This is a genomic window from Betaproteobacteria bacterium (genome assembly GCA_016713305.1).
GTDB lineage: Bacteria > Pseudomonadota > Gammaproteobacteria > Burkholderiales.
Genome location: JADJPK010000021.1, coordinates 51,284 through 72,998 on the forward strand (window position 1 = coordinate 51,284; position 21,715 = coordinate 72,998).

At 66.6% G+C, this 21,715-nt stretch carries 21 protein-coding genes and 2 pseudogenes; 11 read left to right on the forward strand and 12 right to left on the reverse strand.

Annotated elements, in window-relative coordinates; translation table 11 throughout:
* Positions 1-4: 4 nt before the first annotated feature.
* Positions 5-859 (reverse strand): SDR family oxidoreductase, encoded by an 855-nt coding sequence (locus IPK20_20635; protein ID MBK8018870.1) that lies wholly within the window; start codon positions 857-859, stop codon positions 5-7.
* Between the two features lie 128 nt (positions 860-987).
* Here IPK20_20635 and IPK20_20640 point away from each other — a divergent pair, with 128 nt between their 5' ends.
* From IPK20_20640 to IPK20_20655, 4 genes are all read left to right on the forward strand, one after another.
* Positions 988-2,055, forward strand: coding sequence for a phosphotransferase (locus IPK20_20640; protein MBK8018871.1), 1,068 nt, complete (start codon positions 988-990; stop codon positions 2,053-2,055).
* Positions 2,056-2,165: 110 nt separating this feature from the next.
* Positions 2,166-3,146 (forward strand): NADPH:quinone oxidoreductase family protein, encoded by a 981-nt coding sequence (locus tag IPK20_20645; protein MBK8018872.1) that lies wholly within the window; start codon positions 2,166-2,168, stop codon positions 3,144-3,146.
* Between the two features lie 87 nt (positions 3,147-3,233).
* A complete protein-coding gene (locus tag IPK20_20650) occupies positions 3,234-4,862 on the forward strand; it encodes a long-chain fatty acid--CoA ligase (GenBank protein ID MBK8018873.1) in 1,629 nt (542 codons plus the stop codon).
* A 73-nt stretch (positions 4,863-4,935) separates the two neighbouring features.
* Positions 4,936-5,703, forward strand: coding sequence for a hypothetical protein (locus IPK20_20655; protein MBK8018874.1), 768 nt, complete (start codon positions 4,936-4,938; stop codon positions 5,701-5,703).
* A 104-nt stretch (positions 5,704-5,807) separates the two neighbouring features.
* On the opposite strand, the gene IPK20_20660 is transcribed toward IPK20_20655, so the two are convergent.
* Positions 5,808-6,527 (reverse strand): SIMPL domain-containing protein, encoded by a 720-nt coding sequence (locus tag IPK20_20660; protein ID MBK8018875.1) that lies wholly within the window; start codon positions 6,525-6,527, stop codon positions 5,808-5,810.
* 195 nt (positions 6,528-6,722) lie between these two features.
* On the opposite strand from IPK20_20660, the gene IPK20_20665 reads away from it, so the two are divergent.
* The gene (locus IPK20_20665; GenBank protein MBK8018876.1) at positions 6,723-8,417 is read left to right on the forward strand and encodes a dihydroxy-acid dehydratase; all 1,695 of its coding nucleotides are present in this window, start codon (positions 6,723-6,725) and stop codon (positions 8,415-8,417) included.
* 119 nt (positions 8,418-8,536) lie between these two features.
* A complete protein-coding gene (locus tag IPK20_20670; protein ID MBK8018877.1) occupies positions 8,537-9,025 on the forward strand; it encodes a hypothetical protein in 489 nt (162 codons plus the stop codon).
* A 52-nt stretch (positions 9,026-9,077) separates the two neighbouring features.
* On the opposite strand, the gene IPK20_20675 is transcribed toward IPK20_20670, so the two are convergent.
* Together IPK20_20675 and IPK20_20680 are read right to left on the reverse strand one after the other, a co-directional pair.
* Positions 9,078-9,500: a hypothetical protein gene (locus tag IPK20_20675; GenBank protein ID MBK8018878.1), complete on the reverse strand. Its 423-nt coding sequence runs from the start codon at positions 9,498-9,500 to the stop codon at positions 9,078-9,080.
* Positions 9,475-10,071 carry a hypothetical protein gene (locus IPK20_20680; GenBank protein ID MBK8018879.1) on the reverse strand — a complete coding sequence of 199 codons (597 nt, stop codon included), beginning with the start codon at positions 10,069-10,071 and terminating at the stop codon, positions 9,475-9,477. Before IPK20_20680 ends, IPK20_20675 begins: the two co-directional genes overlap by 26 nt.
* A gap of 23 nt (positions 10,072-10,094) precedes the next feature.
* Here IPK20_20680 and IPK20_20685 point away from each other — a divergent pair, with 23 nt between their 5' ends.
* Positions 10,095-10,844: an ABC transporter substrate-binding protein gene (locus IPK20_20685; protein ID MBK8018880.1), complete on the forward strand. Its 750-nt coding sequence runs from the start codon at positions 10,095-10,097 to the stop codon at positions 10,842-10,844.
* Entirely contained in the window at positions 10,841-11,407 is a 567-nt protein-coding gene (locus IPK20_20690; protein MBK8018881.1) for a hypothetical protein, read from the forward strand. Before IPK20_20685 ends, IPK20_20690 begins: the two co-directional genes overlap by 4 nt.
* A gap of 51 nt (positions 11,408-11,458) precedes the next feature.
* On the opposite strand, the gene IPK20_20695 is transcribed toward IPK20_20690, so the two are convergent.
* From IPK20_20695 to IPK20_20720, 6 genes are all read right to left on the reverse strand, one after another.
* Entirely contained in the window at positions 11,459-12,325 is an 867-nt protein-coding gene (locus IPK20_20695) for an alpha/beta fold hydrolase (GenBank protein ID MBK8018882.1), read from the reverse strand.
* A gap of 23 nt (positions 12,326-12,348) precedes the next feature.
* The gene (locus IPK20_20700) at positions 12,349-13,443 is read right to left on the reverse strand and encodes an isocitrate/isopropylmalate dehydrogenase family protein (protein MBK8018883.1); all 1,095 of its coding nucleotides are present in this window, start codon (positions 13,441-13,443) and stop codon (positions 12,349-12,351) included.
* A gap of 85 nt (positions 13,444-13,528) precedes the next feature.
* Positions 13,529-13,756, reverse strand: a complete 228-nt coding sequence (locus IPK20_20705; protein MBK8018884.1) for a hypothetical protein — start codon at positions 13,754-13,756, stop codon at positions 13,529-13,531.
* Between the two features lie 20 nt (positions 13,757-13,776).
* A complete protein-coding gene (locus tag IPK20_20710) occupies positions 13,777-14,199 on the reverse strand; it encodes a biopolymer transporter ExbD (GenBank protein ID MBK8018885.1) in 423 nt (140 codons plus the stop codon).
* A gap of 14 nt (positions 14,200-14,213) precedes the next feature.
* The gene (locus IPK20_20715) at positions 14,214-15,080 is read right to left on the reverse strand and encodes a MotA/TolQ/ExbB proton channel family protein (GenBank protein ID MBK8018886.1); all 867 of its coding nucleotides are present in this window, start codon (positions 15,078-15,080) and stop codon (positions 14,214-14,216) included.
* Positions 15,081-15,165: 85 nt separating this feature from the next.
* Positions 15,166-15,666, reverse strand: a complete 501-nt coding sequence (locus IPK20_20720; protein MBK8018887.1) for a hypothetical protein — start codon at positions 15,664-15,666, stop codon at positions 15,166-15,168.
* A 322-nt stretch (positions 15,667-15,988) separates the two neighbouring features.
* On the opposite strand from IPK20_20720, the gene IPK20_20725 reads away from it, so the two are divergent.
* Entirely contained in the window at positions 15,989-16,684 is a 696-nt protein-coding gene (locus IPK20_20725; protein MBK8018888.1) for a glutathione S-transferase N-terminal domain-containing protein, read from the forward strand.
* A gap of 22 nt (positions 16,685-16,706) precedes the next feature.
* On the opposite strand, the gene IPK20_20730 is transcribed toward IPK20_20725, so the two are convergent.
* Positions 16,707-18,662 carry a U32 family peptidase gene (locus IPK20_20730; GenBank protein ID MBK8018889.1) on the reverse strand — a complete coding sequence of 652 codons (1,956 nt, stop codon included), beginning with the start codon at positions 18,660-18,662 and terminating at the stop codon, positions 16,707-16,709.
* Positions 18,663-18,771: 109 nt separating this feature from the next.
* Between IPK20_20730 and IPK20_20735 the strand changes: the two are divergent.
* Together IPK20_20735 and pdxH are read left to right on the forward strand one after the other, a co-directional pair.
* A pseudogene (locus IPK20_20735) lies at positions 18,772-19,462 on the forward strand (glutathione S-transferase family protein).
* A 106-nt stretch (positions 19,463-19,568) separates the two neighbouring features.
* A pseudogene (gene pdxH, locus IPK20_20740) lies at positions 19,569-20,204 on the forward strand (pyridoxamine 5'-phosphate oxidase).
* A gap of 63 nt (positions 20,205-20,267) precedes the next feature.
* Here the strand turns inward: pdxH and IPK20_20745 are convergent.
* Positions 20,268-20,480 carry a hypothetical protein gene (locus IPK20_20745; GenBank protein ID MBK8018890.1) on the reverse strand — a complete coding sequence of 71 codons (213 nt, stop codon included), beginning with the start codon at positions 20,478-20,480 and terminating at the stop codon, positions 20,268-20,270.
* Positions 20,481-21,715: the final 1,235 nt, after the last annotated feature.

Below are 21,715 nucleotides of genomic sequence, written 5' to 3' on the forward strand. Positions count from 1 at the left end.
GGTTCTACTTGCGCGGCTTGAAGGTGTCGGTGGGAGCCCGCTCCAGCAGGATGTCCTGCATGCGCGTCTCGATGGCGCCCTTGATCTTGGGATGGGTGATCACGTAGAAGCGCTCCGCTTCGACGGCATCGAACACCATGTCCGCGACCTGTTCCGCGGAGATGCGTCCGGACTGCACGGCATGCTTGAGCGCCTGTTCGCGGGCGAGGTCGTCGGCCGTGAGTTCGCGCGGGGCATTGCGCAGACCCTCGGGGCGGTTGCGCTCGGAATCCGCAATGCCCGTCGGCACATAGGCGGGGCACAGCACCGATGCCTTCACCTTGGACGTCTTCGTTGCGAGATCGTGGTGCAGGCACTCCGTCAGCGTGACGACGGAATGCTTGGACACACAGTAGATGCCCATGCCGGGCGGCGACAGCAGCCCCGCGACCGAAGCCGTGTTCACGATATGCGCCTCCGTGTCCTGCGCCAGCATCAGCGGCACGAAGCTGCGCAGTCCGTGAATGACGCCGTACACGTTCACGCCCAGACACCACTGCCAGTCTTCCAGCGTGCTCTCCCAGGCGAGGCCGCCGGGAGCCACGCCCGCGTTGTTGCACAGGACATGCGCGCCGCCGAAGCGCTCGACCGCCTCGTCCCGCAGCCGGTCGACGTCGTCCTGCCGCGAAACGTCGCACTTCACCCCCAGCACGGGCACGCCCGCGGCCTCGAATTCGCCCACCGCCTTTTCCAATGCGTCCGGCTGGACGTCTGCCAGCACCAGCTTCATGCCCGCGCGGCCGAAGCGCCGCGCCATCGCGAGGCCCAATCCGCTGCCGCCGCCGGTGACGACCGCCACCTTGTCCCGAAACTCTTTCATGGTATTTCCTCCTCGGCCGGAGTCTACCGCGCGGGGACCGCTGCACGGCTTCCGGGACGGCTCCCTGTGCTTCGCGACGGCCCGCCAGCCGGTGTATCCTCGGTCCGCTCAGGGCTGACCGACACATCATGAGAGAAGATTTCGTAGGAACCATGCCGGTGCAGGAAAAGCACCGCTTCGACGTGGATGCGCTGGAGCGCTATCTCGCCGTGCAGATGCCGGGATTCGCCGGTCCGCTCACCGTGGCGCAGTTCAAGGGCGGGCAATCGAACCCCACCTTCATGCTCTCGGCCGGCGGCAGGCAGTATGTCCTGCGCCGCAAGCCGCCGGGCAAGCTTCTGCCCTCCGCGCATGCAGTGGACCGCGAGTACCGGGTGCTCAAGGCGCTTCACGGCAGCGACGTGCCCGTGGCGAAGCCTCACGTCCTGTGCACGGACGAGAGCGTGATCGGCACCATGTTCTACGTGATGGACTGCGTGCACGGCCGCGTGCTGTGGGACCCCTCGCTGCCGGGAATGGCGCGGGAGGAACGCCGCGCCATCTTCGACGAGATGAACCGCGTCATCGCCGCCCTGCACAAGGTCGACTACCAGGCCGTGGGGCTCGGCGACTACGGCAAGCCCGGCAGCTACCTGGAACGCCAGATCGCCCGCTGGACCAAGCAGTACCGCGCTTCGGAAACCGAGCGCATCGAGGCGATGGAAAACCTCATCGAGTGGCTGCCGAAGAACATCCCGCCGGGCGAGGAGACGACGATCGTCCACGGCGATTACCGGCTGGACAACACGATCTTCCATCCGACCGAGCCGAAGATGCTGGCGGTGCTGGACTGGGAACTCTCCACCCTGGGCCATCCCATCGCCGACTTCGCCTATCACTGCATGACCTGGCGGCTCACGCCCGCGGAGTTCCGCGGCATGCTGGGGCTGGACTTCGGGGCCCTGGGCATTCCGCCGGAAGAGGAATACGTGGAGATGTACTGCCGGCGCACCGGCCGGAGCGGCATCCCGAACTGGGACTTCTACATGGCCTACAACATGTTCCGGCTGGCGGGCATTCTCCAGGGGATCATGGGCCGCGTGGTGGAGGGCACGGCATCGAACGCGCAGGCGCTCGAATCCGGCAAGCGGGCGAGGCCGATGGCCGAAGCCGGCTGGCGGCAGGTGGAGAAGATCCTCAAGGGCCCCGCTGCCTGAGAGACGCACGACATCCCGAACGACGAAACCGCGGCAGGCCGGGATCGATCCGATCCCGAGCCGGCAGGCGCCTCCAGGCAGGCGCGCCCATGCCGCCACGAAGGAGCCTCATGAAAGCCGTACTGTGCAAGAAGCTGGGACCCCCGGACGAACTGGTGGTCGAACAGGTGCCGGACCTGCAGGCCGGCGCCGGTCAGGTGGTGGTCGCCGTGAAGGCGGCCGGTGTGAACTTTCCGGACACGCTCATCATCCAGGGCAAGTACCAGTTCAAGCCCGAGTTGCCGTTCTCGCCCGGCGGTGAAGTGGCGGGCGTGATCGCTCAGGTGGGCGAGGGCGTCACCCGCGTGAAGGCGGGTGACCGCGTCATCGCCGCTGCGACCTGGGGCGGGTTCGCAGAACAGATCGTGGTCGATGCCGACCGCCTCGTGCCCATGTCCGACGACATGGACTTCGTGTCCGCCTCCGCCTTCATCCTCACCTACGGCACGTCCTATCACGCCCTCAAGGACCGCGCCGCGCTGCGTCCCGGCGAGACGCTCCTCGTCCTCGGCGCCTCCGGCGGTGTGGGCCTGGCCGCGTTGCAGATCGGCAAGGCCATGGGGGCCAAGGTGATCGCCGCGGCCTCGAGCGATTCCAAACTGGAGATCTGCCGCCGGAACGGCGCGGACGATGTCATCAACTACGGCGCCGAAGATCTCAGAACACGCGTGAAGCAGATCACGGCGGGCCGCGGTGTGGACGTCGTGTACGACCCCGTGGGCGGGCCGTACTCCGAACCGGCCCTGCGGGACATGGCCTGGAACGGCCGTTTCCTCGTGGTCGGCTTTGCCGCGGGTGACATTCCCAAGGTGCCTCTCAATCTCGCGCTGCTCAAGGGATGCTCCATCGTGGGCGTGTTCTGGGGGGCGTTCACCCGCAACGAGCCCGAGCGCAACCGGCAGAACAATCGCGAACTGATGGAGATGTACTCCAAGGGCCTGGTGAAACCGCACATCCACGCGACCTATCCGCTGGAACGCGCAGCCGAAGCGTTGAACGAGGTGACGATGAAGCGGGTGAGCGGCAAGGTCGTGCTGGTGACGGAAGGCTGAGAACGGGCTGGCCGGAGGGCCGGCCTCGAGCAGGCAACGAAACGATCGGTACCGCGCGAGACGAGTGCCGGCAAGGGAGGATGTGAAATGCGCTCGACCATGATGCAGGTCAAGCTGTCCCTGACCCATTTTCTCGAACGGGCGGGCAGGATGTTCGGTCCCGTGGAGATCGTCTCCCGCATGCCGGACAAGACGCTGCACCGGACGACCTACGCGCAGTTCCACCGCCGGGCACGGCTGCTCGCCGAAGCGCTGCAGAAGGCCGGCATCCGCCAGGGCGACCGGGTGGCCACGCTCATGTGGAATCACTACGCGCACTACGAGTCCTACTTCGGCATCATCGCATCCGGTGCCGTGCTGCACACGCTCAATCTCCGCCTCGCGCCGGACGAGATCGCATTCATCGCCAATCACGCGGACGACCGCTTCGTCATCGTCGACGACGTGCTGCTGCCCCTGCTCGAGAAGTTCCTGCCGCAGACGAAGATCGAGAAGGTGATCGTCGTGCCGCTCACCGGTCAGCCTGTTCCGGACCGATACGTGAGCTACGAGGATTTTCTCGCCACTGCGTCGGGTGACTGGGACTATCCGGACCTGGACGAGGACGCGCCTGCGGCCATGTGCTACACCTCCGGGACCACGGGACGTCCGAAGGGCGTGGTGTATTCGCACCGTTCGCAGGTCCTGCACACCCTGGCGCTGTGCGTGCCCGACGCGATCGGCATCTCGGGCCGCGACGTCGTGCTTCCCGTGGTGCCCATGTTCCACGCCAACGCGTGGGGCGTTCCGTACGCGACGTGCATGCTGGGCACGAAGATCGTCTTCCCCGGCCCGCATCTGCATGCCGACGACCTGCTTCCGCTCTTCGAGAGCGAGAAGGTGACCCTCTCCTGCGGCGTGCCGACCATCTGGCTCGGGATGATCCAGATCCTGGACCGGGAGCCCGGCCGCCACAAGCTGGATCCGCGCCTGCGCCTCACGGTGGGCGGGTCGGCCGTGCCCGAAAGCCTCATCCGCGGTTTCGCCCGCCACGGCATCGACATCATGCAGGGCTGGGGGATGACCGAGACGTCTCCCCTCGGGACGATCGCCCGTGTGAATCAGTTGCTGGGCGATCTTTCCGAGGACGAGAAATTCGCGACGCAGGCGATGCAGGGATATGCGTTGCCGCTCGTGGATCTGCGCATCATCGGCGACGATGGCGAGCAGCCCTGGGATGGCAAGGCGGTGGGCGAGATCCAGATCTATGGGCCGTGGATCATCGGCAGCTACCACGACCTGCCGCTGTCGGCAGAGAGCTTCACCGCCGACGGCTGGCTGCGCACGGGCGACGTCGCGGCGATCACGCCCCAAGGCTACGTCAAGATCACCGACCGCACGAAGGACCTCATCAAGTCGGGCGGAGAGTGGATCAGTTCCGTGGACCTGGAGAACGCGATCATGGGTCATCCGGCGGTGGCCGAGGCGGCCGTGATCGCGGTGCCTCATCCCAAGTGGGCGGAGCGGCCCCTCGCGGTGATCGTGCTGCGTGCCGGCCAGACCGCGGACGCGAAGGACATGCGCGAGTTCCTCTCCGGCAGGTTCGCGAAGTGGGCGATCCCGGACGCGTACGATTTCATCGACGCGATTCCCCGCACCTCCACCGGCAAATTCCTCAAGACGGCGCTGCGCGATCGCTACAGGAACTGGACGTGGCCCGATTCGGCCGGGGGGTGAGGCCGCACCGGCGGAAAATCGGGCCGGCCGCCACTGACACCGCGCGCTCGCGCAACGACAGGCCCGGCGCCGCGTGTTCAAGCGCATCCGCGTTCTGATCCTGCTGGCCGTTCTTGCCAACGTCGCGGTGGGCGCGTGGCTCATGCGAGTGCGAACCGCCGCGTGGGACAGGCCCCTGCGTGTTGCCGTGTTCACGATTCCAGCCGACGGCAGTCCAGGCACACGACGCTACGTCGACGAACTGGATCGAAGCTCGTTCGAGCCGCTGGAGTCCTTCTTCGCGGGGGAGGCCCGGCGCCTGGGGCTCGCGCTTGCGCGGCCGGTGGAGGTTCGTCCCGCGGGACGGGTGGACAGTCTTCCGCCACCGCCGCCGTTCGGCGGTTCCCGCGTCGACATCCTCATCTGGAGCCTGCATCTGCGGTGGTGGGTCTGGCAGCACGGAGATCCGGCGGGACCGGCTCCCCATGCGCGCCTGTTCCTGCTGTTCCACGACCCCGCCATCGACACCGCCGTGCCGCATTCGGTCGGGCTGCCACAGGGGCTGATCGGTGTCGTGCACCTCTTCGCCGCGCACGAGCAGGCAGGCCAGAACGCCGTGGTGGCGGCCCACGAACTGCTGCACACCCTGGGGGCCAGCGACAAGTACGACGCGGCTGACAATCAACCGTTTCATCCGGACGGCTATGCCGAACCTGAACGGGTGCCGGTGCTGCCGCAGCGATTCGCCGAGATCATGGGCGGGCGCATTCCGCTATCGGCCACGCAGTCCCGGATGCCGGATTCGCTCGACGAGGTCCGCGTGGGGAACGTGACCGCCCGCGAGATCGGCTGGGTGCGTTAGCGGGCGCGATGCAGTGGCCGTGCGGGCGAGCGCTTGGATGGCGCGAATCCGATGGGCATGGCTGCACCGGTATCTGCTGCATGTCGAGCCACGCACTGGGCAGATCAATCGCCCTTGTGCGCAAGCGTGACCGTGCCGGTCACCTGCACCCCCATGTGGCTCGCGCCGGCTTCGATGGGGGCCGGTGCCACTTCGGACATCGCAGCGCCGGCGCGCGCCTGCAGCATGGGGCGTGGCATGGGGGGCCCGCCGGCGTCGGCGGCAATCGCCAGGTCCCGGATGCGGTATGACTTCGCGCCCAGCGCCTTGGCCGCGACGTCCGCCCGCCGGCGGAAGTCCTCGATGGCTTCGGTCGTGAGTTCGCTTTCGATCTTGCGGCGCGCTTCGTCGGAGGCGAAGAACTCCACGCCTGCCAGGTTCATGGTCGTCTGCAGCTTCGCGAGCAAGGCAGCCATGCCCTTGAAGTCCGCGCTTTCCAGCGAGATTTCCGCGCGCACGCGCCAGCGCGAAATCCGGTTCTGCTTGTCGTAGAGCGGGAACGTCTGATAGCTGCCCGACCGCACCTTGACGCCTGTCTGAGCCTTTGCCGTGCGCACGGCTTCACCGAGCGTCTTGTTGGCGGTGTCCGCCGCCTTGGCCGCGGAAGCATCCTCCGCTTCGGTGTAGAGCACGGCGCGCATCGAGTCGTTGTCCACCTCCGTCTCGGCCTGCGCCTGCAGCGACACCTGGGTGGTGTCCGGCGTGCTGTCGTGGCCCAGCGCGGAGCCGGTCCAGGCAGGCGCGATCAGAATGGCAAAGGCGAGAAACAGCGACGGTCGTTGCATGGCGTGCTCCACAAGCTAGGCAGATGATGAATGGACAGTATGCACTGTCGCCCGTTCGTGGAGACCGTGCCTGCACCCGGGGCGTGCACCCGGGCGTGCACCCGGGCGTACAACTGACGGCGCATCGTGACCGTGGCCTCGCGATGGGCGGATAATCGGGCCCATTCACAACAAGCAATCACACGGCGGACTTCCATGAGCGACGAACCGCGCGGCTATCGCCGCAACCTCACCAACTACGGCGATCGCGCCTTTGCCCTGTACCTGCGGCGTTCTTTCGCGCAGTCCATGGGCCTCTCGCGGACCATGATGGACAAGCCCATCGTCGGCATCGCGCAGACGGCGAGCGGATTCAACAACTGCCATCGAAACGTCCCGGAACTGGTGGAGGCGGTCAAGCGCGGCGTGCTGGCGGCGGGAGGACTGCCGCTCGACTTTCCCACCGTTTCCCTGGGCGAAGTGTTCCTGAGTCCCACGAGCCTCATGTTCCGCAATCTCATGTCCATGGACACCGAGGAAATGATCCGCGCGCAGCCCATGGACGCCGTAGTGCTGGTGGGCGGGTGCGACAAGACGGTTCCGGCGCAGCTGATGGGCGCGGCCTCGGCGGACATGCCCGCGATACAGCTCGTCACCGGTCCGATGCTGGCGATGCCTTTCCACGGGGAGCGGCTCGGCGCATGCACCGACTGCCGGCGATTCTGGGCGAAGTACCGGGCAGGCGAGGTGGACGACCGTGGAATCGACGAGATCGAGTCGAATCTCGCCACGACCGCCGGCACGTGTGCCGTGATGGGCACCGCCAGCACCATGGCCTGCATTGCCGAGGCGCTGGGGATGATGCTGCCCGGCACCGCGGCGATCCCCGCCGTGCACGCCGATCGGATCCGCGCGGCCGAAGCCACCGGCGCGCGCGCTGTCGAAATGATCGGTCACGGTCCGCGGCCTTCCGACATCATCACGCCGAAGTCCGTGGAGAACGCGCTGCGTGTCCTGCTGGCCGTGGGCGGATCCACCAACGCGATCGTGCACCTCACGGCGGTCGCGGGCCGCCGCGGCATTCCCGTCGACCTGCACCGTCTCAACCAGCTCTCCGACGAGACGCCCGTGCTGGTGGATCTCAAACCCACGGGCAGCCACTACCTCGCGGATTTCCACGCGGCGGGCGGCATGTCGGCCCTGCTGTGGGAACTGCGTGACCTGCTGCACCATGACTGCATCACCGTCACGGGCGAGACGCTGGGTCAGCGTCTCGCGGGCCCTGCGCCGTGGGTTGACCGCACGGTGATCCGCGCCCGCGAAGAACCGTTCGATCCCGTGGGCGGTCTGGTTGCGTTGTTCGGAACGCTCGCGCCGAAAGGGGCGATCCTCAAGCGTTCGGCGGCCGATCCGCGCCTGTTCGAGCGGGAAGGGCGGGCGGTGGTGTTCGATGGACTCGAAGACCTGTCGAGCCGGATCGACGATCCGGACCTAGATGTCACGCCCGACGATTTTCTCGTGCTCAAGAACGCCGGTCCCGCGAGCCCCAGCGGGATGCCCGAAGCAGGCTACCTGCCCATCCCGAAGAAGCTGGCGCGAAGCGGAGTGAAGGACATGGTGCGCATCTCGGACGCGAGAATGAGCGGGACCGCCTACGGATCGGTGGTGCTGCACGTGGCGCCGGATGCCGCGAGCGGCGGTCCGCTGGCGTTCGTGCAGAACGGCGACCGCATCCGCTTGAGCGTGAAGGAGCGCAAGCTCGAGCTGCTGGTGGATGCGGGCGAGCTGTCACGCAGATCGCAGGGCTGGAAACCGCCGGAGTTCCCGTCGCGCGGTTACCGCCGGCTGTATGCGGAGCAGATCCGACAGGCGGACGAGGGGGCAGATTTCGGATTTCTTCGCGGGGTCTGATCGACAAGTAAGAGATCGGTTGGAAGGCAACAGGTATCGTGATTCCCGGACATGCCGTTCCGAGCCGTGGGCTCGCCTGCGGCGCTCGGCAGTGTCCGCCAACTCTCCAGGAGGTCGTCATGAGGATTTCCCTCTTCAAGGCAGTGAGCGCAAGCGCAGTCATCGCATCCTTCTTCGTGTTCGGCACGGCCAAGGCGGACGACACGCTGCTGGAAAGCAAGCTGCGGGCGTGTCCTTCGGATGGAACGTCCATCGGCGGCGTGAACTCGTGCGGCAAGGTGTGGAAGATCAAGTCCGGTGAAGTGGAACTCGACCGCGATGGCGATCTGGAGGTGGAGATCAAGGGACTCGTGCTCGACGACGCGAGCACTGGAGAATTCAACGGAACGGCCGACGGTGTGACGCAGGTCGTGGTGAGTCTGGTGTGCGGCGGCGGGTCGAAGGCTTCTGTGGTTGCAGAAACGGACCGCTTTCCTCTGAGCAAGAACGGCAAGGCGGACATCGAGACGAAATTGCGGATGCCGTCGCAATGCGTCGCCCCGGTGATCCTCGTCCGCGAGATCTGGGACGGCAAGGTCGGGGGCTGGCTGGCCGCCACGGGCTTCTGAATCCCGGACTGCGCGGCGCTTCGGCGAGTTCTCTCGCGATCGCCGCGCGCGGTCAACCGGCGGCAGCGACTTCGTCTGCGGTAGGCGGTTGGCAGCCCGAATGTTCGCAAGCAAGCGATGCCGCCACCGAGGCGGTACTCGCCAGAGTCGTGAGGTCTGCCCGATCCAGCGCTGCCAGATGGGCCGTGGTGGTCGCGCCCAGGCGCAACAGCCCGGACAACAGTGCGGCGTGGTAGGTGTCGCCTGCTCCCACTGCGTCGACGAACGGTCGCGCCGGCCGGGCGGGGACCCGCACTTCGCGGGAGCGCGTCCGCAGGACCGATCCTTGTTCTCCCAGCGTGAGCGCCACGAGTTCGACTCTCGAGTCATCGAACAGCCGAAGGGCGGCCTGGTGCGGATCCAGGCCCGGGAACAGCCACGCGAGGTCCTCGTCCGAGGCCTTGACGATGTCAGCCTGGCGCAGGGCCTGCAGCATCGGCCGGGGCTGTTCTCCCGCGTTTTCCATGACCCCGCGCCGGATGTTCGGGTCGCTCGACAGCAGCGCTCCGCGCTGGCGGCTCGCCTGCGCGATTTCCAGCCAGAAGGGGACGGTCCGGTTCGACGGCGTAACAGAAGGCGCCGATCACGTGCACCGCCGGATCCACGGGGAGAGCGCTCAGAATCCGGTCGCGATGGAGGTCTCGGTCGGCGACGCCTTCCCGGTACAGGCTGTAGACGGGCTGGCCTTCCCGCAACGACACCAGGGCGATGGATGTGGGCAGGTCGCTGGCCGACGCCAGAGGCAGCCGGACGCCGGCCTCCGAAAGAATCGCGGCGAAGCGCTCGCCCAGCGCATCCCGCGACATCGGCATGAGCAGCGTGGACGACATGCCCAGGCGTGCCAGCGCCAACGCGACATTGGCGCCTTGTCCCCCCACATGAAAACTGAAGTCGCCGGGCGAGTGCATGTCCGCGATCAGGTCAGCGACGATCTCGCCGGAGACGGTGATCTGCCCAGGAGCGGGCGAAGAAGATAGGGACAGCCTTCCAGTAGACTCGCGACTCATCGTTGCATTTCCTTCCCCACCTCATGCGCCGGCTGACCGACCTCCACTTCCGCGAATGGCTCCTGATCGGCGCGCCCGCCGTCGCGATCGCCATTGCGGGAATCTGGTTCGCGGCCAGGTTTCTGCAGCCGGCGACGCCGGAACGCGTGGTCATGGCCACCGGAGTGGCGGGCGGAGGATATGCCGAATTCGGTGACCTGTACCGCAAGGGGCTCGCGCGTCACGGCGTCGAGGTCGTCCTGCGCCCGACCGAAGGTTCGGTGGACAACTACACGCTGCTCAACTCGCCCGACTCGGGTGTCGACTTCGCTCTGGTGCAAAGCGGTGTCGGCAAGGCCGAAGAAGCGCCAGGCATCGTATCGCTGGGCAGTGTCGCCTACGAGCCCCTGTGGATCTTCTGCCGGGGCAAGGAACGTCTCGATCGCGTCGCCCAGCTGCGGGGCAGGCGTATCGCCATCGGTCTGCCCGGCAGCGGGACGCGCGTGCTCGCACGGGAAGTGCTCGAGACCAACAACCTCACCGAGGAGGGCGTGGCAGGGGTGCACGTGACCGGTGTCGACGGCGCGGAAGCGCTGCTGGGCGGGGCGGTGGATTGCCTGTTCATCATCGCTGCTCCCCAGGCCGGCATCGTGCGGGCGATCATGTACGCGGACGGCGTGTCGCTGCTGGACATCGATCGCGCCGAAGCCTATGTGCGCCGCCTGCCGTATCTGTCCAAGGTGTTGCCGCGCGGCGTGTTCGACCTGGAACGCGACATTCCCCGCGTGACGTGACGCTGCTCGCGCCCACCGCGGACATCCTGGCGAAGGAGGACCTGCACCCCGCCATCCAGATGGTGCTGCTGCAGACCGCCACCGGCATTCATGGCGGGCCAGGCATGTTCCAGGCACAGGGGCAGTTTCCGCAGGCGCGGGAGAATGGTTTTCCCATCTCGCCCGGTGCGCGCCGCTACTACCAGTCCGGCACGCCGTTCCTGCAGCGCTATCTGCCGTTCTGGCTGGCGAACCTGCTCGATCGTCTGATCGTCATGGCCGTTCCGGTGATTGCCATCCTGTTCCCGTTGAGCCGCATCGTTCCGCCGCTGTACAAGTGGCGCGTGCGTTCGCGCATCTACCGCTGGTACGGTGAACTCATGTTCATCGAAAACGAGACGCGGCACAGCATGACCGCCGGAGAGAAGCGCGATTTCGGCAAGCGGCTCGACGCGATCGAGGACGTCGTCAACGAGCAGCATCCGCCGCTCGCCTACGCCGACCAGCTCTATGCGCTGCGCCTGCACATCGATTTCGTGCGGGCCAAGCTCGCCAAAGCCACGGTGGGGGACAAGGCGTCCTGACCCCGGCGGCGCGTTCGCTGGACTGTGACGAAGACGGAAGCGAGCGCGGGACTACCGGGATGGGGCGAGAGGATCTTCCTCGCCGAAGAATTCGAGGAGCGTGGCCGCCACGACCTCGGGCTTTTCCTCGGGCAGCCAGTGCCCGCAGTCGGCCACGATTCCGCCGCGCACGTCGTCGGCGACGCGCTTCAGCGAGTCGATGACCTCCATGCCGCGTCCGAAGCTCTTGTCTCCCAGCCCCAGCACGGGCATGCGCAGCTTGCCGCCCGATTCCAGCAACGCCCGGTTGTCGTCGGCGTCCTGCGGGAGCGTCCGGTACATGGAAAAGAGCGCCCGCATGGCGCCAGGCTTCACGTAGGTCCGCAGGTACTCCTTGCGGTCCTCTTCGCCGATGCAGTGGTTGAGGTAGCCGTAGTTGTCGAAGAGCCAGTCGAGGATCAGGTGCTCGCGGCCGATGAACAATTGCTCGGGGAGATCCGGCGTGCGGAAGAGGGCGTGATGCCAGCGGCGCCCACCTTGAGAGAAGTCGCCGCCGTCTCCTGGAATGACGACATCGAGGATCGCGAGCCGTCGCACGGCATCCGGGTGCCGGGCCGCCAGGGAAAATGCGACCGGCCCGCCCCAGTCGTGTCCGGCGAGGAAGAACCGGTCGAGCTTCATCGACTGCATCAGGCGCCAGATGTCCTCGGCCATCGTCTTCTTGTCGTAGCCGCCGGGAGGCCGGGACGAATCGCCAAGACCTCTCAGATCGGGAGCGATCACAAGATACTTTTCGGCGAGTGCCGGCATCACGTAGCGCCATTCGTGCGACGTCTGCGGGCAGCCGTGCACGAGGACGACCGGAAATCCCTTCCCTGCCGTGATGCAGTGGAGGATCACATCGCCGAGATCCACATCGTGGTGCGTCACCTGGGTCATTGCGCGTTCCTCAAGAGTTCCTTTCAGCCGAGCGCGCCGATGACCGCGCGCGTGATCGCGGCCGTGCCGTCGTTCCCGCCGAACTCGAACGGCACGATCGCGCGCGATGCGAACACGGAGTCGATGGCCCGCTCCAGGCGGGTGGCGGCATCCGCCAGCATCTCGATGCCGTGCCGGTCGCCGAGCCACTCGAGCATCATGGCGGCGGACAGCAGCATGCCCGTGGGATTGGCCTTGCCCTGCCCGGCAATGTCCGGCGCGCTGCCGTGCGCCGGCTGGAAGACGGCGTGCCGGTCGCCGATGTCGCCGGACGGTGCCATGCCCATGCCCCCGATCAGACCCGCGCCGAGGTCCGACAGGATGTCGCCGAACTGGTTCTCCACGGGCAGCACGTCGTACTCCCACGGCTTGCGGATCATGTTGAGCGCCATGGCGTCGACGTAGCAGTGATCGGCGGGAATGTCCGGGTGCCTCTTCGCGATGTCGAGGAATACCTGGTTCATCAAGGCCTGGCCGCGGTGCACGTTCGACTTGTCGACGCAGGTCACCCGGCCTTTTGCCGGGTTCCGCATGCGCCGGCGCTTCGCGAGCGCGAAGGAGAACTCGAACAGCCGCTCGGAGCCTGACCGCGTGATGAGACCGAGGTCGTAGGCGGCGTCGGGACCGCCGTCGGGAACGGCATCAGGATTCAGCCGGCCGTGGAACCAGCCTTCGGTCTGCTCGCGAACGATGACGAAATCGATTCCGGAGGCACGGGGGTCGGCAAGCGGCAAGGGCGTCCCCGGGATCGCGCGTACCGGCCGCACGCCCGCGTAGAGGTCGAGCTCCTTGCGCAGATCCAGCTGGGGGGCGATCTCGGTGCCGTCGGGGTAGCGCACGTGCGGCAGACCCATCGCGCCGAACAGCACCGCATCGGCTTCGGCCGACGCGCGCATGGACGAATCCGGAAAGGCGACGCCCGTATCGGCGTAGTGCTGCGCGCCGCCGGGATGCTCCTCGAAGCGCAGGTGCCATCCGCCGGTACGCGTTTGCAGAACGTCGAGCACTTCGATGCACGCGCTCATCACTTCGACCCCGACGCCGTCGCCGGGCAGGGTCACGATGCGGAAGTCGGTCATGGGGATGTCCCTGGTTCGGCGTCCGGAAGGCCTGGACGTGCCTCGACCGCGACGCGATGCAAGAGCGTGGCGCGAGACAGCGCGTTCAGCGACGGGCCGCGGACCGGGCCTGCCACAGCAATCCCCCCACGATTCCGGCCGCGGCACCGGCCACTGCGACGAAGGGCGGCCATCGGTTTCCTGGCGCCACCCACAGGGGAATGGAACCAAGCAGGAGTCCCGCGAGGACACCGAGGTAGACGCGCCACCAGTCGAGCAGTTCGAGAAGCGCGGTGCCCAGCCGGAGAGCCAGCGAGGCGCAGCGGCGCAGCAAGGTGCGTGCGCCCGGTGAGGTTACTGCGCCTGCATGGTCGGGTCGAGAGGGAACCCGATCTTCTTCAATCCGGCCCGTTGGACGGCCGCCATGATCTGCGCGACCTTCTCGTACTGCACGGTGCGGGCCCCGCGGATGTGAATCTCCGGCTGCGGTTCCTGCTTCGCCGCGGCGTCGATGCGCGATTGCAGTTCCTCGGCGGAGATTTCCTCGGCGTTCCAGTAGAGCTTCGCGTTCTCGTCGACGGAGAGGTTGATGTTCTCCGGCTTGGTCTCGTTCGGCTGATTGGTGGCGCGCGGCAGATCGATCTTCACCGCGTGATTCATGACCGGGATGGTGCTCATGAAGATGATCAGCAGCACCAGCATCACGTCCACGAGCGGCGTGGTGTTGATCTCGGGATTGAACTCGTCTTCGGAGTCGCTCAAGGATCCCATGGCCATGATCGGTTCTCCTGTCAGGCCTTCGCGCCGGTTACCGCGGTCAGCTTGGGATCGCGGACACCGCCCGCGGGCGCCGCGCCGTCACCCACGCGGGATCCCGTGAGGAAGAATGCGTGCAGGTCGTAGCCGAAGCGATTGAGCTTCGCGACGAGGGACTTGTTGCCCCGCACGAGCGCGTTGTATCCGAGTGCCGCGGGAATGGCGACCGCGAGGCCCAGGGCCGTCATGATGAGCGCTTCACCCACCGGGCCTGCCACCTTGTCCAGCGAGGCCTGGCCGGCGAGCCCGATGGCCACCAGCGCGTGGTAGATGCCCCACACCGTGCCGAACAGGCCGACGAACGGCGCAGTGGAGGAGACGGACGCCAACACCGACAGACCCGACTGGAGCCGCGCATTGCTTTCGTCGATCGAGGCGCGCAGGCCGCTGGCGATCCACTCGTTGCGGCCCATGCTTCCGCCCAGCGTGCCTTCGTGATGGCGATGGTGCGAGGACGCATCGACGCCGGCCTGGACCAGGGCAGCGAAGGGGCTCTCCGTGGCATTGCCGAGGGCATCCAGGCCTTCCTGCACCGAGCGCGCCTGCCAGAAGGCATCGCGCGCCTGTTGCGCGGCGCGCTGCAGACGCACCAGCGTCAGGCCCTTCATCACGATCACGTACCACGACATGGCCGACATGATGACGAGAAGCATCGCCACGCCTTTCTGCACGGCATCGGCGTTCGCCCACAGATGATCCAATCCGAACTGACCCACGATTGAGGACCTCCGATCAAGAATCCAGCTTGAAAGAGAAAGGAACGACGACCCACACCGGTACGGCGCGGCCGTTGTCCATGTACGGCTTGAACGCTGCCTTGAGCGCTGCTTCCCGGGCCGCATTGTCGAGCCGCGGATAGCCGCTGCTCTTCTGCACTTCCGCCCGCTCGACCCTGCCCGTCTCCTTACCAGCACGCGTACCTGCAGTTCACCCACTCGCGCAGCCGCATGGAGATGGGGGATAGGTCAGGCTGGGAGGACGCGTGTACTCGATCCCGGCGTCGCCGAAATTCCGGACCACGGGCTGGGGGGGAGGAGGTGCCGGGGGCGCCTGTACCACCGGCGCCGGCGGCTGTGGTACCGGTGGGGGCGGAGCCACCACGACAGGCGCGGGCTCGGCAGGCTTCGGCGGCTCCGGCGGTGCCGGGGGCAGCGTGATGGCGGTAGGCGGCGGCGGTTCGTCGATGGGCTTCACCGTTTCCCGCGGCGGCGGAGGCGGCGGGGGCGGTGCCGCCATGACCTTGGGAGGCGGAGGCGGGGGAGGCGGCGGCGGTTCGGCGGGCGGGTCAGGCAGGATGAGCCGAGCGATCACCTCCTCCTGGACGAACTTGGAGGCGCTGCGCATGAGTCCCGCTTGCAGGGCATAGAAGAACCCCACGTGGAGCAGAACGATAAAAGCGACGACGATGCCCTGGCGGGTATTGGGCATGGGACACTCTTTGGACCTTTCCCGATTTCCTCTTCGGGCGGTCACCTGGTACGGAAGACGTCGCGCCTCAACAGGAAAGAACTTTCACAGACCGGTGCGTTTCGCGGACCTGCCGCCCGTCTGTCAGCAGCCGGCATTGGAGGCGGGACTGTAGCCCAACGACGCACTCAACGCAAACCGTTCTCATTACCGACGGTCAAGTCAGGAATTGTTCCCGTTCCCGTCCGGAGCTTTCGGCAGGGCATCTGGAATTGCTCCCGGCGGGCGGCGGCGGCCGCGCGGCTATACTCGGGCGTCATCTGCCCCTGGAGGCGCGCTCGGAATGATCGACCTGCACTATTGGACAACGCCCAACGGGCACAAGATCACGATATTTCTCGAAGAAACCGGGCTTCCCTATCGCATTCGCCCGGTCAACATCGGCCGGGGCGAGCAGTTCGACCCGGATTTCCTGGCCATTTCGCCGAACAACCGCATTCCGGCCATCGTCGACGACGATCCGGGCGACGGCGGGCAGCCGATCTCCGTCTTCGAATCCGGAGCGATCCTCGTCTACCTCGCAGCGAAGACCGGCAAGTTCCTGCCACGGGATACGCGGGCGTGGGTGGAGGTGCTGCAGTGGCTGATGTGGCAGATGGGCGGGCTGGGCCCCATGGCCGGGCAGAATCACCATTTCGTCCAGTACGCGCCGGAACGGATTCCCTACGCCATGGACCGCTACGTGAAGGAGACGGCACGTCTGTACGGCGTTCTCAACAAGCGGCTGTCCGACCGGGAGTTCGTGGCAGGCGACTACTCCATCGCGGACATGGCGTGCTATCCATGGATCGTGCCGCACAAGCGGCAGCAACAGAATCTCGACGACGTTCCCCATCTGAGGCGCTGGTTCGACACGATCCACGCGCGGCCCGCAGTGGAACGGGCGTACGAACTTGCCAAGACGGTCAACGTCAAGCCGACCGTGGACGAGGAAGCGAAGAAGGTATTGTTCGGACAGGACGCCGGAACGGTGAAATAGGTCCCGGTCCGGCCGGGCGCGCTCAGGTGGACGTCTTCTCGCGCGCCCGGTAGAAGCGGACCGGGGCGGCCGGCACGTCTTCCAGGATCGGCTTGCGGATACGCCCGACCACGTGCATCTCGCACGGCTTGCAGTCGAACCGGAGCGTGAGCCGTTCGTTGCCGTTGACCAGCGTGAGCGGTTCGGCGCGGACCTGTCCCTGCACGCCCTGCACGCCCTTGGCCTGCTTGGGGCACAGGCTCAGCGAAAAGCGCACGCAGTGCTTGGTGATCATGAGGGACACCTCGCCCGGTTCCTCGTGCGATTCGTACGCCGCCTCGATCACCTTGACGCCGTGCCTCGCGTAGAAGTCCCGCGCCTTGTGGTTGTAGACGTTGGCGAGATAGCTGAGGCTGTCTTCCGGATAGGGTGCCGGAGGCTCCTTCGCCGCGAGCGGTTCCGGACGCCGGTAGGCCGCACTGCGGACCGCTTCGAGCCGTTCGACGGCGTCGCGGCGCAGGGCGTTGAGCACGGAGGCCGGAACGAACGGCGAGCCTGTCAGACGCGTCTCCAGCGAGGACAGGGCGAATATCGTGTTGCCCAGGCGATCGAGTTGCCGGCGGATCTGTTCCTCGATGTCCACGGGTCCGCGCGCCTCGACGCGCGTCATTTCCGCTTCCGCATACGCCTGGTGACCGTCTTCGTCCGTCGCTTCCAGACGCACTCCGGCGGCCGTTTCGCTCAGCACGAATCGCACCCCGATGCGCCGTTCCGCGGACTTGCGGGCGAGCGTCTGGTCCCACGCCGTATCGCGGTTGCGGTGGATCTCCGTATCCACGCGCAGGCCCTGCAACTGTCCCACCGGCTCGTTCGGGTACACCCGCCAACGGCGGCCTGTCTGATCCAGCGGTTCGGCCACGTTGACGCGGATGCCCTGCAGTTCACGTTTGTGGTCGTAGTACGTGAGCCCGTCGCCGTTGCGCAGCGGAGCATGGGAGGTCATGTCGAAGCCGTCCCCATGGATCTTCACCACATGGCCCAGCGCCTGTCCCACGTGCTTGGGCGAATCGAACGCGTCGATGTCCTCCTTGCGACCCTGCACGAAGTAGTCGGTTGCGCCCCGGTTGAAGTCGCGGGACGGATCCGGGTCGAAGAGGAACGTGCAACGCCCGGAGGAGGCGCGCCGCAGCGACGGAGAATCCTCGAGGATGGCATCGACGAGCCTGCGGTAGTGGGCCGTCGTGTTCTTCACGTAGCCCATGTCCTTGTAGCGGCCCTCGATCTTGAAGGAGCGGACGCCGGCGTCGACGAGCGCTCGCAGATTGGCGCTCTGGTCGTTGTCCTTGAGGGACAGCACGTGGCGCTCGTACGCCACGACCCGGCCCTGCGGATCGGTCACGGTGTAAGGGAGCCGGCACTCCTGTGAACAGTTGCCTCGGTTCGCGCTGCGGCCGGTGTGGGCGTGACTGATGTAGCACTGACCGCTGTAGGCGACGCACAGCGCGCCGTGGATGAAAAACTCCAGGGTCGCCCGCGGCGTCACGGCGGCGATGGCGCGGATCTGGTCCAGCGTGAGTTCCCGCGCCAGGACCATCTGGGCAAAGCCTGCGTCCTGGAGGAAGCGCGCCTTGGCGGGCGTGCGGATGTCGGTCTGGGTACTGGCGTGCAGCTGGATCGGCGGCAGATCGAGTTCCAGCAGCCCCATGTCCTGCACGATCAGGGCATCGGCGCCGGCCTCGTAGACCTCCCGGACGATCCTCTGCGCCGCCGGCAGCTCGTCGTCCCGGAAGATGGTATTGAGCGTGACGAACACGCGGGCGCCGAAGCGGTGGGCGTGAGTGGCGAGGCGTTCGATGTCCGCGACCTCGTTGGCCGCGTTGACACGTGCTCCGAACGCCGGGCCGCCGATGTAGACCGCGTCGGCACCGTGATTGACGGCCTCGATGCCGATGCCGGCGTCGCGGGCGGGGGCCAGGAGTTCGATGTCAGGACGGATCATGGGAGGAGAAGGACGGCGGGAGGAGGCATTCTAACGGCGCCCGCACGTGTGGAACCGTTCCGCGGCGAGCCGGCACGGTATGCTGGACTTCTTGCAGAGGAGCCATGCCATGTCGATCCGGCTGTTCGAACTTGCGGGGGCCGACCCCGCGCGTGTTCAGTCCTTACTGCTGGCGCACCTGCATGGCGCTGGCGCACAAGGGCCTCGAATGGGAAACGGTCCCTTGGCGTTTCTCGGACAAGGCCGCCCTGAAGCCCTATGGGTCGGAGACGGTGCCTGTCCTGCTCGACGGCGATCGCGTCGTCGTGGATTCGTGGGCGATTGCCGAACATCTGGATCGCGTCCACGGCGGCGCGCCCTTGTTCGACAGTCCGCAGGCACGTGCGGAAGGCCTGTTCGTCAAGTACTGGACCGAGCGGGTGCTGCATCCGCTTCTGACGCGGATGCTGGTGGCGGACATCCTGCAGGTGCTGGACGAGGGCGACCGGACGTATTTCCGCGAGACACGGGAACGGCGGCTCGGCGCCCGTCTGGAAGAAGTAGTGGCGGACCGTGATGCAACTCGGGAAAAGTTCCTGGCCTCTCTGGAGCCCCTGCGTGCGATGCTGGGGAGTCAGCCTTGTGTCGGCGGCGCCGAACCGAACTACGCCGACTATGTCGTCTTCGGCGCGTTCATGTGGGCGCGCGCGGTATCGCCGTACCCGCTGCTGCGCCCGGACGATCCGGTGCACGCGTGGCGTGCCCGGCTGCTGGACCGGTTCGCCGGACTCGCCCGGCGTGCGCCGGGATTCGACGCCTGATGCGAGAGATGGCATGCGTCTGCCCTGATTCAGCGCAAGGGTGGGCGCGCGCCTGCAGTGGTAACCTCGGCCCCGAACCCATGCCCCCATCCATCATCGACTGTCCATCATGAGCATTGCCCATCTTCGCAAGGAATACACGCGCGAACGCTTCGACGAGGCGGATGCGGCGTCCGATCCGTTCACGCAGTTCCAGCGCTGGTTCGACGAAGCCTTGAAGGCGCAACTGCCGGAACCCAACGCGATGACGCTCGCCACGGCGACCGCCGCAGGAGTCCCGTCCGCCCGCATCGTTCTGCTGAAGGAGGTGAGCGGCGACGGATTCGTCTTCTACACCAACTACGAGAGCCGCAAGGGACACGAACTGGCGGCCAATCCGCAGGCGGCGCTGCTGTTTCACTGGGTGGAATTGGAGCGCCAGGTGCGCATCGAGGGCGTCGTCGGCAAGGTGACCGGTAAGGAATCCGACGAGTACTACCGCGTGCGGCCGCTGGGCAGCCGTATCGGAGCGTGGGCCTCGATCCAGAGCGCGGTGCTGCAGGACCGCGCGGATCTGGAAAGGAAGTGGAAGAAGCGACGCAGCGGCTGGGAGACGATCCGCCGCGCCCATCGCATTGGGGCGGGTATCGGCTGGTGCCCCATGCCCTCGAATGGCAGGGGCGCCCGGAGCCGTCTGCACGACCGGCTCGTCTACAGGCGGAACGACGATGGGGTGTGGATTCTGGAACGGCTGTCGCCCTGACGCGGGCCGTCGGCTCCTGGCGGGCGATGCACGCCCGCCGTGGGGGAGGTTCGGAGAACTGCCCTAGTTGTCCAGGAGGTCGTCTATCTCCTCATCCGACGCGCAGGCGAGGCGGTCGAAGAAGAAACCGGTGGCGCTGGCATCCGCTGTGGCCGAACCGGCGCGCCGTCCGAACAGGGGAAGACTGCCCATGAAGCGGCTTTCCGGATCCCACGGCAACATCGGAATGTCGCCTATCACGAACTCGTCCTGGAACGTGTGCTGGCGGAAATTCATGGTCGTGGCATCCCCGGCGAATGGATCGGTGCCTGCGGTTTCCCGAGACGGGCATCGCACTTCAGAAAGGGCCTCCTCCGTTCCTTCGGGGAAACACCCTGACGCGCGAATGGACGTCATGTTGCTGCAAGCCTCTCTCCGGGCAGAGACATATGAGCGTGATCATAAGTTCGTGACCTTGCCACCCCCAACGGAGAAAAATCTACGGATTTCGAATATGCGTCCAACGTCCAGGAACTGAGGCGGCGCGTCGGCGCGTTAGTTCATGGACGAGCACATCTTCCCAACGAAGAGGAAATGCCGCGGCAGATCGCGACGGGGGGGACCGCTGGCAACCGCCGGAACTGATGGAAACGCTGAAGGCCCGTGCACGGGAGGCCGGCTTCTGTGGGAACCTGTGGCAGCCCAAGTCCCATGGCGGACGCTCACGAATCTTGAATAGACGCTGCCGCTGGCTGAACCGATGGGACGCTCCCCCTTCGGTTCGAACCGTTCAACTGCTCCGCGCCTGACACCGGCAACATGGAAGTCCTTCTCGATATGGCACGCCCGACCAGCAGAGGCGGTGGCTCGACCCTCTCCTGGAGGGGCGCGCATCCGCTCCGCCTTGCCATGACGGAGCCTGCGGTCGACGTCGCCGGACGCCACCCAATATCGAGGCCAGAATCGACCGGCAGGGTGACGAGTACGTCATCAACGGTCGCAAGTGGTGGACTTCCGGGGCTCCTGATCCGCGCTGTCTCATCCTTGTTTTCATGGGAAAACCGACCCCTCCAACCCGACCGCCAGTAAGCAGCAATCCATGATCCTGGTCCCCATGGACACGCCCGGAATCACGGTGGAAGAGGTGCCCGGTTTTCGGCCTCGATGAAGCACCCCACGGCCACGCCTAGTGCTGTCCGAGAACGCGTGGTCCCGGCGGGAACATGCTCGGCGAGGCCGATCTTGAGATCGCGCAAGGCAGGTGGGTCCTGGCCGAATCCACCACTGCATGCGGCTCATCGGTCTGGCGGAGCGGGCCCCTGGAGAAGATGTGCCGGCGCGCCCTGGTTAGGGTCGCGTTCGGCAAGCCGGTCGCCGAACAGACGGTCACGCAGGGAGCGCATCGCCGAGTCGCGCACCACACGAGCAGGCCCGGGTGCTACCGCCAAGGCCGTCGCGGCCCGCGGACAGTCGGCAAGCGAAGAGGCCAAGGCCGAGATCGCGATGATCACCGTGATGGCGCTTGAACATGG

What these genes read in the sequence shown, in the direction of transcription:
- IPK20_20725 (MBK8018888.1), top strand. Translation starts at nt 15,989, where the DNA reads ATGATCGACCTGCACTATTGGACAACGCCCAACGGGCACAAGATCACG.
- IPK20_20720 (MBK8018887.1), bottom strand. Translation starts at nt 15,666, where the DNA reads ATGCCCAATACCCGCCAGGGCATCGTCGTCGCTTTTATCGTTCTGCTC.
- IPK20_20745 (MBK8018890.1), bottom strand. Translation starts at nt 20,480, where the DNA reads ATGAATTTCCGCCAGCACACGTTCCAGGACGAGTTCGTGATAGGCGAC.
- IPK20_20665 (MBK8018876.1), top strand. Translation starts at nt 6,723, where the DNA reads ATGAGCGACGAACCGCGCGGCTATCGCCGCAACCTCACCAACTACGGC.
- IPK20_20660 (MBK8018875.1), bottom strand. Translation starts at nt 6,527, where the DNA reads ATGCAACGACCGTCGCTGTTTCTCGCCTTTGCCATTCTGATCGCGCCT.
- IPK20_20635 (MBK8018870.1), bottom strand. Translation starts at nt 859, where the DNA reads ATGAAAGAGTTTCGGGACAAGGTGGCGGTCGTCACCGGCGGCGGCAGC.
- IPK20_20675 (MBK8018878.1), bottom strand. Translation starts at nt 9,500, where the DNA reads ATGCTGCAGGCCCTGCGCCAGGCTGACATCGTCAAGGCCTCGGACGAG.
- IPK20_20710 (MBK8018885.1), bottom strand. Translation starts at nt 14,199, where the DNA reads ATGGCCATGGGATCCTTGAGCGACTCCGAAGACGAGTTCAATCCCGAG.
- IPK20_20650 (MBK8018873.1), top strand. Translation starts at nt 3,234, where the DNA reads ATGCGCTCGACCATGATGCAGGTCAAGCTGTCCCTGACCCATTTTCTC.
- IPK20_20695 (MBK8018882.1), bottom strand. Translation starts at nt 12,325, where the DNA reads ATGACCCAGGTGACGCACCACGATGTGGATCTCGGCGATGTGATCCTC.
- IPK20_20730 (MBK8018889.1), bottom strand. Translation starts at nt 18,662, where the DNA reads ATGATCCGTCCTGACATCGAACTCCTGGCCCCCGCCCGCGACGCCGGC.
- IPK20_20685 (MBK8018880.1), top strand. Translation starts at nt 10,095, where the DNA reads ATGCGCCGGCTGACCGACCTCCACTTCCGCGAATGGCTCCTGATCGGC.
- IPK20_20670 (MBK8018877.1), top strand. Translation starts at nt 8,537, where the DNA reads ATGAGGATTTCCCTCTTCAAGGCAGTGAGCGCAAGCGCAGTCATCGCA.
- IPK20_20700 (MBK8018883.1), bottom strand. Translation starts at nt 13,443, where the DNA reads ATGACCGACTTCCGCATCGTGACCCTGCCCGGCGACGGCGTCGGGGTC.
- IPK20_20645 (MBK8018872.1), top strand. Translation starts at nt 2,166, where the DNA reads ATGAAAGCCGTACTGTGCAAGAAGCTGGGACCCCCGGACGAACTGGTG.
- IPK20_20680 (MBK8018879.1), bottom strand. Translation starts at nt 10,071, where the DNA reads ATGAGTCGCGAGTCTACTGGAAGGCTGTCCCTATCTTCTTCGCCCGCT.
- IPK20_20640 (MBK8018871.1), top strand. Translation starts at nt 988, where the DNA reads ATGAGAGAAGATTTCGTAGGAACCATGCCGGTGCAGGAAAAGCACCGC.
- IPK20_20715 (MBK8018886.1), bottom strand. Translation starts at nt 15,080, where the DNA reads ATGCGGCCCGGGAAGCAGCGCTCAAGGCAGCGTTCAAGCCGTACATGG.